The organism is Fructobacillus papyrifericola, assembly GCF_018437235.1.
GTDB classification, from domain to species: Bacteria; Bacillota; Bacilli; order Lactobacillales; family Lactobacillaceae; genus Fructobacillus; species Fructobacillus papyrifericola.
Genome location: NZ_JAAMFJ010000001.1, coordinates 484,904 through 497,751, shown reverse-complemented (window position 1 = coordinate 497,751; position 12,848 = coordinate 484,904). Strand labels below are relative to the sequence as shown.

Annotated in this window: 13 protein-coding genes; 11 read left to right on the top strand and 2 right to left on the bottom strand. The window is 50.2% G+C overall.

From position 1 onward, the window contains the following. Positions 1-91 precede the first annotated feature (91 nt). Complete coding sequence (locus tag G6R28_RS02335) at positions 92-1,066, top strand: amidohydrolase family protein (RefSeq protein WP_213792620.1); 975 nt, start codon at positions 92-94, stop codon at positions 1,064-1,066. A 19-nt stretch (positions 1,067-1,085) separates the two neighbouring features. Continuing rightward, positions 1,086-1,673 carry a uracil-DNA glycosylase family protein gene (locus G6R28_RS02330; protein WP_213792619.1) on the top strand — a complete coding sequence of 196 codons (588 nt, stop codon included), beginning with the start codon at positions 1,086-1,088 and terminating at the stop codon, positions 1,671-1,673. A gap of 39 nt (positions 1,674-1,712) precedes the next feature. Here G6R28_RS02330 and G6R28_RS02325 read toward each other — a convergent pair whose 3' ends face one another. After that, positions 1,713-2,828, bottom strand: coding sequence for an SLC13 family permease (locus G6R28_RS02325; protein ID WP_213792618.1), 1,116 nt, complete (start codon positions 2,826-2,828; stop codon positions 1,713-1,715). Positions 2,829-3,238: 410 nt separating this feature from the next. Here G6R28_RS02325 and hisS point away from each other — a divergent pair, with 410 nt between their 5' ends. From hisS to G6R28_RS02310, 3 genes are all read left to right on the top strand, one after another. After that, a complete protein-coding gene (gene hisS / locus G6R28_RS02320) occupies positions 3,239-4,546 on the top strand; it encodes a histidine--tRNA ligase (RefSeq protein WP_213792617.1) in 1,308 nt (435 codons plus the stop codon). Beyond that, positions 4,546-6,330, top strand: coding sequence for an aspartate--tRNA ligase (gene aspS / locus G6R28_RS02315; protein ID WP_213792616.1), 1,785 nt, complete (start codon positions 4,546-4,548; stop codon positions 6,328-6,330). Before hisS ends, aspS begins: the two co-directional genes overlap by 1 nt. Positions 6,331-6,592: 262 nt before the next feature. Next, positions 6,593-7,459: a YitT family protein gene (locus G6R28_RS02310; RefSeq protein ID WP_213792615.1), complete on the top strand. Its 867-nt coding sequence runs from the start codon at positions 6,593-6,595 to the stop codon at positions 7,457-7,459. Positions 7,460-7,566: 107 nt separating this feature from the next. Here G6R28_RS02310 and G6R28_RS02305 read toward each other — a convergent pair whose 3' ends face one another. Beyond that, complete coding sequence (locus G6R28_RS02305) at positions 7,567-8,007, bottom strand: GNAT family N-acetyltransferase (protein ID WP_213792614.1); 441 nt, start codon at positions 8,005-8,007, stop codon at positions 7,567-7,569. A gap of 84 nt (positions 8,008-8,091) precedes the next feature. Here G6R28_RS02305 and G6R28_RS02300 point away from each other — a divergent pair, with 84 nt between their 5' ends. The 6 genes from G6R28_RS02300 (at position 8,092) to xerD (ending at position 12,843) form a co-directional block, all read left to right on the top strand. Beyond that, entirely contained in the window at positions 8,092-8,733 is a 642-nt protein-coding gene (locus tag G6R28_RS02300; protein ID WP_213792613.1) for a DUF6198 family protein, read from the top strand. A gap of 132 nt (positions 8,734-8,865) precedes the next feature. Continuing rightward, on the top strand, positions 8,866-10,089 hold the full coding sequence (locus G6R28_RS02295) for an MFS transporter (RefSeq protein WP_213792612.1): 1,224 nt from the start codon (positions 8,866-8,868) through the stop codon (positions 10,087-10,089). Positions 10,090-10,263: 174 nt separating this feature from the next. Beyond that, positions 10,264-10,452: a 30S ribosomal protein S21 gene (gene rpsU / locus G6R28_RS02290; RefSeq protein WP_010690912.1), complete on the top strand. Its 189-nt coding sequence runs from the start codon at positions 10,264-10,266 to the stop codon at positions 10,450-10,452. A 92-nt stretch (positions 10,453-10,544) separates the two neighbouring features. Next, the gene (locus tag G6R28_RS02285) at positions 10,545-10,991 is read left to right on the top strand and encodes a GatB/YqeY domain-containing protein (protein ID WP_213792611.1); all 447 of its coding nucleotides are present in this window, start codon (positions 10,545-10,547) and stop codon (positions 10,989-10,991) included. A 77-nt stretch (positions 10,992-11,068) separates the two neighbouring features. Continuing rightward, a complete protein-coding gene (locus tag G6R28_RS02280) occupies positions 11,069-11,956 on the top strand; it encodes a CvfB family protein (RefSeq protein ID WP_213792610.1) in 888 nt (295 codons plus the stop codon). Continuing rightward, positions 11,956-12,843 carry a site-specific tyrosine recombinase XerD gene (gene xerD, locus G6R28_RS02275; protein ID WP_213792609.1) on the top strand — a complete coding sequence of 296 codons (888 nt, stop codon included), beginning with the start codon at positions 11,956-11,958 and terminating at the stop codon, positions 12,841-12,843. Before G6R28_RS02280 ends, xerD begins: the two co-directional genes overlap by 1 nt. The last annotated feature ends 5 nt before the right edge of the window (positions 12,844-12,848 follow it).

Genomic DNA, 12,848 nt, shown 5'->3' with positions numbered 1-12,848 from the left:
TTTGGAGAGGGCTTTTTGATTACTTTTGGAAGCTGGGCCTTTCATTTTAGAAAGAGTACAATTGGGGTGAAAAAGGGATTGGAGGCATTTGATGAAAAAGATTGATGGACACTTGCACCTGGTGAAGACCATTGCGGGATTGAACGGTAAGGGGCGCTTGAATGCGCTTGGAGATGGCAAGGCCATTTGGGATGACGGGACGGTCATCCAGTTAATTCCTAAGGGTTCAGGCGATGATTCGTTTACGGCCGAAGCAGCCATGGAATTGATGAAAAAGGCCGGTGTCGAAAAGGCTGTTTTGCTACAGGGCTCGTTGAACGGTTATCAAAACTACTACAGCTATCAAACCATCAAGAAGTACCCGGAGCACTTTATCGGGGCCTTTTCCGTCGACCCCTTTGCCGATAACGCCATGGCGATTGTCAAACGCCATGTCGAAGACCTCGGCTTTCGCGCCATTAAGTTTGAAATTTCAGAAGGAGGCGGCCTGCACGGTTACCATTCCGAAAAGCCTTTCCGCTTGGACACGGATGCCAAAGTCGGCCAGATTTTCCACTACTTAGCCGACTATCCTGGCTTTACGGTGACGGTTGACTACGGTTCGTCGGATCAGATTTCCTATCAGCCAGAGGCCATCGCGAATTTAGCCGCCCGTTACCCTGAGATGGACTTTGTTGTCTGCCACCTGTCCTTCCCGTCGGCTGATCATTTAAACCGCTTAAAGGCGGCATTAGAACTTTTCAAGTCGAAGCAAAACATCTGGACCGACCTCTCGGCCATTCAAGACATTATTGGCGAGACAGACTTTCCCTATCCAAAGTGCCGGGAAGCCGTTGCTCTGGCCAAGCAGGTCTTAGGGGCCAAGCGTTTGATTTGGGGAACCGATTCGCCCTGGTCGGCCACCTTTAATTCCTATGAGAACTTAGCTAATTGGTTGGAAGCTAGTCAGCTCTTCAACCAAGAGGAGCTCGAAGACGTTTTGTACAACAATGCTGACCGGGTCTACTTCAAAGAAAGTGCGGTCAAGGCCGCAGCAGAAGCAGCGGACCCAGCCTTAACACGGTAAGTTGAAAGAAGGCAAAAGCATGACCATTCACGAAGAAATCAAGCAAGACCCAATGAACAGGGCCTACACGGAAAAGGGCTGGGAACCCATCTTTATTGCACCAAAGACTGCCAAGATTGTTATTATTGGCCAAGCCCCCGGTCTAAAAGTCCAGGAATCGGGCATCATGTGGAATGACGCTTCTGGTGATCGTTTACGAGAGTGGTTGGGAGTCAGCAAGGAAGAGTTCTACGATTCCGGTGACATTGGCGTGATCCCCATGGACTTTTATTATCCAGGCAAGGCAAAGTCTGGGGATGTGCCACCCCGTAAGGGGATTGCCGAAAAGTGGCATCCCCGCTTACTCGACCGGATGGCCGACCGGCAGTTAACGATTCTGGTTGGCTCCTATGCACAGAAGTACTACTTGCATCTCAAGTCCTCTGCGAAGATTACCGATACCATCAAAAACTACGAGGAATACTGGCCAACTTACTTTCCAATTGTCCACCCATCGCCACGAAATAACATTTGGTTAGCAAAGAATCCCTGGTACGAAAAAGAAGTCGTGCCGGCTTTGCAAAAGCGGGTCCGCGATATTTTAGGTCCCAAGAAGACCAGGAATTGACTTTGTAAAAAAAGCAGCGACAATTTGTCGCTGCTTTTTTTATGTGAAGGATAAGTAGAGGGTGGCTAGGGCTACGCCCAGGAATAAGAAGAGGAGGTTATAGCGGGTGAAGACCAGTAAAAAGTCCCGTCGCAAGCGCGCTTCGGCATTGGCCTTAACCTGACGGAAGGCCAGCAGATTGGCCAGCGAGGCGACCAGGGTGCCAAAGCCACCGACCGAAACACCGAGGTAGAGGGCGGTAAAGTGCTTTGTCACAGGTGCAAGGAGGGCGGCTGCCGGCACGTTGGAAATCACTTGACTGGAAAGGCTAGCAGAAAAGAAGAGGGAAAGCTTGTCTGCACCTATATGTAGTAAGAACTGGTGAACGGGTGAAAGGCTAATTAGTACGCTGACCAGTAAGAAGAAGTTCAGAATGGAAAAGACGACGCCATAATCGATTTCTTTTATTGAGCCGGCGTTGAACTGCAGGATTAAGAGGAAGACGATGACGACGGCCCCCGGCAAGTTGGTTTGACTCAGCAGGCTGAGCAAAACGACCAGGGAGGCAAAGGTCAGCAGCAGGCGTTCGAAGCGGGTAAAAGAAGGAATTCTGGTCTTTTGTTCAATGGGCTCAATTTCGGTTTTTGCGATCACTTTGAGTGCAAAGGGCAGGGAGCAAAGGGCCAGTAAGAAGAGAAGCAGTGCTGGCAGCAACATTTCGGCCAGGCCACCTTGGTAATGGGCCAGTAAGAAGATGTTTTGCGGGTTGCCTAAAGGTGAAATGGCGGAACCGAGGTTGGCATAAACGGTGACCATGGCGGCGACTTTGACAACGGGAAGGGACACTTTTTTGGCCAAGGCAAAGGTCAGGGGAACAAAGGTGAGGATGGCGACGTCGTTTGTCACGACCATGGCCGAAAAGAAGGTCAGTAGGTAGAGGGCGCAAACGAGCGCACGGGTCGTCTTGGCTTGCTCAATGAAAAAGTCGGCTAAAGCATCAATCAAGCCCAGTGATTGAAAGAGTGTGACTAAGCCAAGCAGGGCCAGTAAGGACTCGACCGTGGGCCAGGAAATGCTGGCCCAATTAACTCGACCAAATAGGGCAAAGAGGATGAATAGTCCGGTTGTGAAAAGAAAAAGTAGATCGTGTTGCAGCTTTTCTAAGATTCGGTGCATAAAAACCTCCTGTTAGTGAAATTTGAAAAGAAAGAAAATTTGATAGGTCCATTATAGACGAAGTCCCCCTGAATCAAAAGGGATTAAGTATTGACATGCTGGTTTCAACTGCTAAAATGAAACTAACGAATAACCGATGAGTAGGGAAAGAGTAAAGATCCTCGAAAAAGAGACCTGACGGTTGCTGAGAGTCAGGCGAGACTTTGCTCAAGACACTTACACAGGCGCTGTTAACCCAGCCGTTTTCCCGCGTTAAGGGAAACCTAGCGTGTGCACGCACACGAAAGTAAGGTGGTACCGCGCCAAAGCGCCCTTAGGAGATGTTTTTTGAAACATTTCTTGAGGGCGTTTTTTTCGTTATTTGCTCGATAAATTCAATGGAGGCGACGCAGAGGCGTCGATGAAAACACATGGCAAAAGCAACTTTTCAAAAGCCAAAGGGAACGGCCGACCTCTATGGTCAAAACGTTTTAGCTTGGCAAAAGATTGAACAGCAGGCCCGCTTAATTTTCTCCCGTTATGGCTACGGTGAGATTCGCACGCCGATTTTTGAGTCCTTTGACCTATTCTCCCGTTCGGCCGGTGATACGTCCGACGTGGTGACAAAGGAAATGTATGACTTTACCGATAAGGGTGACCGGCACATGGCTCTGCGTCCGGAAGGAACGGCCGGGGTTGTCCGTGCCTTTGTGGAAAACAAGCTCTTTGGCCCCGAACAAGAAAAGCCCTACAAGACCTTTTACATGGGCCCAATGTTTCGCTATGAACGGCCCCAGGCCGGCCGTTTTCGTCAGTTCCACCAAATCGGTGTGGAAGCCTTTGGTTCAACAGAGCCAAGCCTGGATGCCGAAGTGATTACCATGGTGGTTAAGTTCTTGGCCTCCCTTGGGCTAAAGGATTTAAAAGTCGCCTTGAACACCCTGGGTGACCAGGATTCCCGGGCAGCTTATCGAAAGGCTCTGATTGATTACCTGAAGCCACACGAAGCCGAACTGTCCGAAGACTCCAAGACCCGTTTGGAAAAGAACCCACTCCGTGTCCTAGATTCAAAGGATAAGAAGGACCAGGCCATTGTGGAAGGGGCACCAACCATCTTTGACTACCTGTCAGATGAATCAAAGGCCCACTTTGAAGCGGTTAAGACTTACCTGGATGACTTGGGTATCCAATACGAAATCGATTCATCCATGGTTCGTGGCTTGGATTACTACAACAACACGATCTTTGAAGTGATGACTACCGATCCCGACTTGAAGGGCGCTGCCACCATTGCCGGTGGTGGTCGTTACTCTGGCTTGGTCGAAGAATTTGGCGGACCAGAAACGCCAGGGATTGGCTTTGGTCTCGGTGTTGAACGCTTGATTGCCCTGCTGACTGCCCAAAACCAGTTGAACCTGGAAGCGGCCGGCTTGGACTTTTACCTGGCCCACATTGGGGATGACAACCAGGCCTTGACCTTGGAACTGGCCACAAAGTTGCGGGACCTCGGCTTTTCCGCCGATTTGGACTTTGCCGGTCGTTCGCTCAAGGCCCAGTTTAAGACGGCCAACCGTCGCAAGGCTCGCTTTGTCATCACGATTGGGGATGAAGAAGCCAAGACCAAGCAGGTCAAAGTCAAGGACATGCTGACTGGTAAGCAGGCAGACTTGAACATCGATCGCTTGGCTGAAGAAATTGAACACGTCATGGGTCAGTTAGTGGCCGAGGAGGCAGAATAATGGAACGCACAACCTATGCAGGTTTAGTAGATGAACAGTATATCGGTCAAACGGTTAAGTTGGCCGGATGGGTGCAAAAGCGCCGGAACTTCGGTGAATTGGTCTTCATCGATTTGCGTGACCGTGAAGGGATTGTCCAGTTGACTTTTTCCTCTGATGAAGCAGAAGCACTCGAAGTCGCCCAAAGGGCCCGTAACGAGTTCGTCTTAGCCATCGAAGGTGAAGTCGTGGCCCGTGCCGAAGGGCAGCACAACGACAAGATCAAGTCCGGTGGCATCGAAGTCAAGGTGTCAAAGGCTGAAATCTTGGCCGATTCCAAGACGCCGGTCTTTGATATCGAAGATGACGTGAAGGCTGGAGAAGAACTCAAGTTGCAGTACCGCTACTTGGATCTCCGTCGCCCACAGATGCAGCACAACTTGCGTGTTCGGTCAAAGATTATGTCTTCGGCCTACCGCTTCATGGAAGAACACGGCTTCATCAACATTGAAACGCCATACCTGGCCAAGTCAACGCCGGAAGGGGCCCGCGATTACCTGGTGCCTTCCCGTATTTATCCTGGTTCCTTCTACGCCTTGCCACAGTCACCACAGCTCTTTAAGCAGTTGTTGATGGGGGCCGGCTTTGACCGTTACTTCCAAATCGCCCGTTGCTTCCGTGATGAAGACTTGCGTGGGGACCGTCAACCTGAATTTACCCAGCTCGACTTGGAGACTTCTTTCTTGAACGCCTCTGAAATCCAGACCCTGGTTGGTCACTGGGTTCAGCAGATCATGAAGGACGTGGTCGACTTTGACTTGAAGTTGGAAGACATCGAACGGTTGACCTGGCAAGAGTCGATGGACCGTTTCGGAACGGACAAGCCAGACCTGCGAATTCCTTATGAAATTAAGGATTTGTCAGCGGTTGTGAAGGACTCCGACTTTGGCGTCTTTGCAAACGCAGTCAAGGACGGGGGCGTCGTGAAGGCTTTGGCCGTTCCAGGTGCCGCTGATCACTACTCACGTAAGGACATCGACAAGCTTGGTCAATACATCGAACGCTTCGGCGCCAAGGGCTTGGCTTGGATGAAGGTATCTGACGAAGGCTTGACGGGCCCAATCGCTAAGTTCTTCGATGAAGCAGCTGCTAAGGACCTGATCGAAGCGACTGGTGCCAAAGTCGGCGACCTCCTGCTCTTCGGGGCGGGTCGTGCTGACGTTGTGGCCGCCTCACTGGATGCCTTGCGTCGTCTGACGGCCAAGGAATTGAACTTGATTGACCAAGAAACACCATGGCGTTTTGCCTGGATCGTTGACTGGCCACTCTTCGAGTACTCCGAAGACTTTGACCGTTGGATTGCGGCCCACCACCCATTCACGATGCCAAACGAAGAGGACTTGCACTACTTGAACGAAGGCGAAGACCCACACAAGGCTCACGCCCAGTCCTATGACTTGGTTCTGAACGGTTACGAATTAGGTTCCGGTTCCATCCGTATCCACCGCATGGATATCCAAGAAAAGATGCTCCGGGCTTTGGACTTTACCCCAGAACAAGCCGAAGAAGCCTTCGGTTTCCTGCTTGAAGCCATGGAATACGGCTTCCCACCAATGGGTGGCATCGCCCTTGGCTTGGACCGCTTGGCCATGCTCTTGGCTGGTCAGGACAACATTCGTGAAGTGATTGCCTTCCCTAAGAACTCAAAGGCCACGGAACCAATGACCGAAGCGCCAACGCCCGTTGATGCCAAGCAATTGGCTGAATTGGGGTTAGAAGCTGATGAATCAGCGCCAAAAGAATAAGTTCACTTATTAATATTTGAAAAAACACGTCTTTTAACACTTCTTGCGAGGTAAAAGGCGTGCTTTTTATTTACCGAGAGCATGACAAAAGAAACAAATTTGAGTCATTTTACAATTTTATGCCCACATTTTGGTCAATCTTGTTAGAATATAGGGGTAGTTCATGCATCGGTTATGAACCAGCTAAGGACCAGGCTGCCTTTTGGTCATATCTTAGCTAGGGACAAAAGGCTATCAGCCCAAGTTAACTTAGCAGAAGACAATGATTGCAAAAATCGAAAAAAAGTTAGATCACTATTACTATCACCAGTTCGTGGGCGCCGTTTTGTACGGTGTCATTCTGGCCATTGCCCTGAATTATTTCTGGAAGCCGGGGCACATTTACTCCTCCGGCTTTACCGGTTTAGCCCAGTTAATTGACACGGTCACTAACGGCCGCATCTCGGTTTCCGTCGGGATTGCCGCGGCCAACTTGCCACTACTGGTCATTGCGGCGGTGAAGCTATCCAAACGCTTTGCCATCTTTACGGCCGTTGCGGTTATTTTGTCGGCCTTGTTGGTGCCCGTCTTTGCGACAAAGACCGTGCTGACCTCCGATCCCTTAATCTGTGCCATCTTCGGTGGTGGTTTGAACGGAATGGCGGTTGGAACGGCCCTTCGCTACGGTGTTGGAACCGGCGGTTTGGACATCATCGGGATGCTCTTTAAGATGAAGTTCCATACCAAAGTCGGCTCCGTCAACCTGGCCTTCAATGCGCTGATTATGGTCGGTGCTGGGCTGACCTACGGTTGGCAGTACGCCCTTTATTCCATTATCGGGGTTGTTGTTTCTGCTCACTTCATCGACGTCTTTTACACCCGTCAGCAGCAAATCCAAGAAATGATTGTCACCAACAAACCGGAGATGATGTGCGAGCACATCCAGCAGAAGATGCGCCGGGGCGTGACTATCATTGATTCGGCTCACGGTGGTTATACGGGTAAGGACAAGTCGGTCTTGCTGACCGTGGTTACTCAGCATGAATTGGGTGATCTCCGCGAGGCCATCCACGAAGTTGATCCCCACTCCTTTTACTCCGAGTCAAAAGTCGAACACACCGGTGGTCGTTTCTTCGAACCAGAACCCTAAACAAAGAAAAAGAGTCGAACAAGCTGTTCGACTCTTTTTTAATTGATAGTCGCCACAGATGACCATAACGGTCGCTCAGGATTAATCATGGCTGATAAAAAAGGAAACTATCTTACGCCCGGCTTTCGAACCATCTTTTGATGGGGGGTGCCTTCCAAAACAAAAAGTTCGCCAACGGATTCAAAACCAAACTTTTCATAGAGGCCCACGACCTGTTCCTGGGCCTCAATTTCGATTAGGCGGTTCGGCCATTTGTTGTCACAGAAGCTAAGGATTTCTTTTAGCAGCTGACCGCCATAGCCCTTTCCCCGGGCAGACAGGGCGGTGGCCACCCGGCCAAAATGAATGGTATCAGCCTTTTCAAAGATGCGGGCGTAGGCCAGGCACTGGCCTTCTTCAAGATAGGCCAGGTGATGAGCTACTAAATCAATTTCGTCTAGTTCATGGTAGTTGCGTTTTTGTTCCAAGACAAAGGTGTCAATGCGCAGCTTTTCCATGGCGTAGAATTCTCTAGCTGTTAATTCATCGATTTCTTTGTTTACCCACATCGGCTGACTCCGTTTCTTGTATACTGGTGTTGCTGATGCAACACGTTATCCTTCTACTTTACCAAAAGGACATGGAGAAATTCTTTGAAAAATCGTCTAACAACGCGCATTCTCTTTTTTATTCTGGGCCTCCTGCTCGTCACGGTTGGTAACGCCCTGATGATTTTGTCAGGGGAGGGGAACGGGATTTGGACGGCTGCGGCCCTGGGCATGGCTGCGGCCTTTCAGCAGCCCTTGTCTTTGATGATTATTCTGATTGGCTGTGCCGTTATTTTGCTGAACATGTTCTTGCTGCCGGCTTTTTCTTGGTGGCATGTGGCCGGTTCGGTCCTCTTTGTCTTCTTTTTCGGCGAATTGATTCACTTCTTTGCCAACTTTCTGGCCTTCTTGCGTCCTGGTTCAGAAGCGGTCTTCATGAAATTGGCCCTCGTTGTTTTGGGAATTGTTTTGGTTTGCCTGGGAACCTCTTTTTACCAGCGAGCCAGCCTTTGGATGTACCCGACCGACTTTTTAACCGATATTTTAGCCATCCGCTTCTTTGATGGAAAAGCATGGAAGGGGCAGTTGTTGGCCTTTGCTCCTGCAGTCAGCCTGATTTTGCTGGCCTTTTTCTTGAAAGGTCAGTTGATTGGTATTCAAATCGGAACGGTTTTGGCTCTCTTATTCAACGGGGAATTGATTGGTCTCTTTCACCGCTATGCCTTTCCTTCCTTTAAGCACAATTAGTGCTTTTTTTATTGGGTGAAAAGCGGGCGGGAGGGCCATTCCGGCTGCCTTTATCAACCACTTTGGAAAATTTAACAGTTCTTAGAAAGAGGGGTACAATGAAGCTGTAGACATACTTGAAAGGAGTGCCCAATGTCAAAAGATCGACAACAATGGGACCCGAAGACGTCTTCACACCGTTTTTGGATTCTGGCCGTTTCCCTGATCATTACCTCAGGAACGGCGATTTCACCCGCGCTACCAGCCATGCAGCGCGCCTTTTCCAATTACCCTAGTACCTTAGTTAACATGGTGGCCACGATTCAACAGATTCCGGCCTTCATCATTTTGCTTTTTTCGAGTCAGTTAGCTGCGAAGTTCGGCATTAAAAAAGTCGTCGGCCTGGGCATGCTGTTGATGGGCGTCGCCGGGATTGCCCCAGTGCTGCTTTCCAACCTCTGGCTCGTGCTCCTTGCGCGGATTATCTTTGGTGTCGGCATCGGGATGACCAACTCCCTGGCCATTACCCTGGTGAACCTCTATTACGAAGGGGACGACCAGGCCCAAATGCTTGGTGAACGCTCGGCCTTTGAGCCCATCGGCGTTTGTGTCATCAATTTGTTAGCGGGTGTTCTCCTGAACATTTCCTGGCAGGTTTCCTTCTTGTCTTACGCCTTTATCTTGGTTGTATTGGCCGGCTTTTACAAAGTCGTGCCCGAATACCACTTCTCAAAGCAGGCTAAGAAGGAGAACGCCGAGAAACCCAAGTTATCTTGGCCAATCATTTGGTCCTCGGTCTTTTGTGGCACGATTACAATCGGTATGGCCATCGTCAACGTGTTGACTCCCTCCGTTGTGGTTCAAAACCACATGGGTGACGGCACAACCGCGGCTTTTATCATTACGGCCTACACGCTGGCCTCAATGTTCATGGGCTTTCTCTTTGGCCGGGCCTTTAAGGCCTTGAAACGCTACGTCCTTTTGGCCGGCCTTTTGTGCATGGTTGTTGGGACCTTGCTGATGAATTATGCAAGCAATGTTTGGGTCCTGACTTTGGCGGTGGCCATCATTGGCTTTTCCTATCCATTAGCTGGGACTTACATCTTTGATACCATCGACAACCGGATTCCAAAGTCGGCCGACGGCCTGGCCAATTCGATTCTGCTCATTGGCTGTAACATCGGAACGGCCTTTGCACCTGCCGTGGTCTCTTTCCTCGGGGTCTTTTCACCGCTGAAGGGAAGCAATCCCGGCATTGGCATGTACGGCCTGTTGATATTCGTCATGGCCGTCTTGATTCTGCTGGCTATGCTTAAGCCCAAGGGTCACCAAAAGGGTGGTTCGAAAAACAGCGGTCAGCAACATCAAGCAGCCTAAAGCATCTTTTTAAAGAACGAATCAACCGATTCGTTCTTTTTTTGATAAAAGGCCTTGGCCTGGCAGTTGCTGGTAAATTTTTTCTTGACTTTCTCATGGGGCCTTGAGATAATAGCAAGGTTCAAGTGCATATCGTTTCGACGAAATAAAATGCCAGGAAGGAGGGGAATCGACATGGCAAAGGTTATTGTTCGCAAGAATGAATCTTTGGATGATGCATTGCGCCGTTTCAAGCGTGGTGTTTCTAAGGACGGTACTCTCCAAGAATACCGAAAGCGCGAATTCTACGTTAAGCCTTCAGTAGAACGTAAGTTGAAGTCTGAAGCTGCACGTAAGCGCAACAAGAAGAAGAACAAGCGTTAATTCGTTTGTAAAAACGCCACTTTGTGGCGTTTTTTTTGTGTCCTCGTGGTAAACTATAGCTATATGGAAACTTTCTAAAAGGAGTGGGTAAAATGAGCTTATTAGCACAGGTACAAGAGGATATGAAGACGGCCATGAAGGCCAAGGACAAGCAAACCTTGGGTGTTGTCCGTCAGATCAAGTCCGCTGTGATGAACGAACAAATCAACCTGGGTCACGACTTGACCGAAGAGGAAGAGTTGAGCGTTTTGTCTCGCGAAGTGAAGCAGCGCAAGGAATCGATCGCCGAATTCAAAGAGGGTGGTCGTGATGACTTGGCAGAGGCAACGCAGGCGGAATTAGACGTCTTGGCCAAATACTTGCCAGCCCAACTCTCAGAAGAGGAAATCAAGCAAATCGTTGCAGCAGCCATTGAAAAGGCCGGTGCTACGTCACCAAAGGATATGGGTAAGGTCATGGGCATTGTTTCTGCTCAGACTAAGGGCCGTGCCGACGGGAAGGTTGTGGCCGACACGGTCAAGAAGGCCTTGGCTAACTAAGCATCAGAACGGAGTCAGACGAAAGGTGGGGCAACCCACTTTTTTGACTTAGAAAACAGGAAGTTTGGAGAAAAAGCATGGAAGAACGATTGGGTCAAATCATTAAGGCCAAGGTAACCGACGAGAACGGGCAGTTTTTTTACGCCCAGGTCGACGGGGGCCACACTTATGAAATCGATAAGGACGAGCTGGAAAAGCCTTTGAAGCTAGGTGGTTTTGTTACGGGCTTTGCCTATCAAAACGAAGACCACCGGCTGCAGATTACCAAGGCCGTGCCTGACATCCAAAAGGATCAGTACGCCTGGGGCAAAGTCGTCCAGGGCCGTTCCGACCTCGGGGTCTTTGTTGATATCGGATTGGCCAATAAAGACCTGGTTGTTTCCTTGGATGATTTGCCAACCATTCACGATTTGTGGCCCAAGAAGGGCGATCGCCTGCTCTTGGCCATCAAAGAAGATAACAAGGGCCGTCTCTGGGGCCAGTTGGCGCAGCAAGACATCGTCAAAGCCGTCTCCCGCCAGGCCCGCCTCGGTGCCGGTATTAAGAAGGGCGACAAGATTAAGGCCACGGTCTACCGCAACAAGTTGGTCGGGACCCTTGTTCTAACGGAGAACTATTGCTTAGGATTTATCCACCCATCCCAACGGGAAGTGGAACCACGACTTGGGGAAGTGGTCGAAGTGCGGGTGCTTGGTGTTAACGAGCACGGGGTCGTTAACCTGTCGCTAAAGCCATTGGCCTACCAGGTCATGGACGAAGATGCCCAGTTCCTGCTGTTGCAGCTGCAACGCAAGGCCGAGCACTTCCTGCCCTTTAACGACAAGTCCGCACCGGAAGCCATTAAGGCCCAGTTCGGCTTTTCAAAGTCCCAGTTCAAGCGGGCTTTGGGGCGTTTGTACAAGGACCGCTTGATCGAACAGGTCGACGATGGTATTCGCCTGACAGAAAAAGGCTTGGCGGATTAATGTTGACGGCAGAAATGCAGGACTACCTCCGGGCCATTCAGGTGGAACGGGGCCTTTCGGTCAACACGGTCAAGGCCTACCAGCAGGATTTGAACGCCTTTGCTCGCTTTTTAGAAGAGCAGCAAAAGGGCCTTTCACAAGTGGACCACGTCTTCGTGCTCGCTTTTTTAAACCAGCTACGGGAAAAGGGCCGGGCCAATTCGTCCATTGCCCGAATGGTGACGACGCTCCGGAAGTTCTTTGCCTATTTGAAAAAAGAAAACCTGGTCGCACATGATCCGATGCAAACAATCAAACCGCCCAAGAAGGCCCAGCACTTGCCAGCCGTTTTAACGGTTGAGGAAGTGGACCGCCTGTTAGCCGTGCCGGATTTAACGAGCACGCTTGGAATTCGCAACAAGGCTTTGCTCGAGTTGCTCTACGCCACGGGCCTGCGTGTGTCGGAGCTCGTTCACTTAAAGTTAGACGACCTGCACCTAGACCTGGGCTTGCTTCAAACGATTGGAAAGGGCGATAAGGAGCGAATTATTCCGATTGGTGAGGTGGCTATTGACTGGCTGTCGACCTACTTGCGGGATAGTCGCCCAAAGCTTTTGAAGAAGCAGAAGGCCGATCAGATTTTTTTAAACGATCACGGTCGGCCAATTTCCAGGCAGGGGGTCTGGCTTTTAATTAAGCAGCTGGTGGCAAAGGCCGACATTCATAAGGATGTTTCGCCGCACACGCTCCGCCATTCCTTTGCTACCCACATTCTAGAAAACGGTGCCGATTTACGCATTGTCCAAGAGCTTCTTGGTCATTCGGATATCTCCACCACCCAAATCTACACCCATATTTCAAAGGGACGGTTAACGCAGGTCTATGACCAGTTCCATCCCCGCGCTTAGGAGGG

What these genes read in the sequence shown, in the direction of transcription:
- G6R28_RS02280 (WP_213792610.1), top strand. Translation starts at nt 11,069, where the DNA reads ATGGAAGAACGATTGGGTCAAATCATTAAGGCCAAGGTAACCGACGAG.
- hisS (WP_213792617.1), top strand. Translation starts at nt 3,239, where the DNA reads ATGGCAAAAGCAACTTTTCAAAAGCCAAAGGGAACGGCCGACCTCTAT.
- G6R28_RS02310 (WP_213792615.1), top strand. Translation starts at nt 6,593, where the DNA reads ATGATTGCAAAAATCGAAAAAAAGTTAGATCACTATTACTATCACCAG.
- G6R28_RS02285 (WP_213792611.1), top strand. Translation starts at nt 10,545, where the DNA reads ATGAGCTTATTAGCACAGGTACAAGAGGATATGAAGACGGCCATGAAG.
- G6R28_RS02305 (WP_213792614.1), bottom strand. Translation starts at nt 8,007, where the DNA reads ATGTGGGTAAACAAAGAAATCGATGAATTAACAGCTAGAGAATTCTAC.
- G6R28_RS02330 (WP_213792619.1), top strand. Translation starts at nt 1,086, where the DNA reads ATGACCATTCACGAAGAAATCAAGCAAGACCCAATGAACAGGGCCTAC.
- G6R28_RS02335 (WP_213792620.1), top strand. Translation starts at nt 92, where the DNA reads ATGAAAAAGATTGATGGACACTTGCACCTGGTGAAGACCATTGCGGGA.
- G6R28_RS02295 (WP_213792612.1), top strand. Translation starts at nt 8,866, where the DNA reads ATGTCAAAAGATCGACAACAATGGGACCCGAAGACGTCTTCACACCGT.
- rpsU (WP_010690912.1), top strand. Translation starts at nt 10,264, where the DNA reads ATGGCAAAGGTTATTGTTCGCAAGAATGAATCTTTGGATGATGCATTG.
- aspS (WP_213792616.1), top strand. Translation starts at nt 4,546, where the DNA reads ATGGAACGCACAACCTATGCAGGTTTAGTAGATGAACAGTATATCGGT.
- xerD (WP_213792609.1), top strand. Translation starts at nt 11,956, where the DNA reads ATGTTGACGGCAGAAATGCAGGACTACCTCCGGGCCATTCAGGTGGAA.
- G6R28_RS02325 (WP_213792618.1), bottom strand. Translation starts at nt 2,828, where the DNA reads ATGCACCGAATCTTAGAAAAGCTGCAACACGATCTACTTTTTCTTTTC.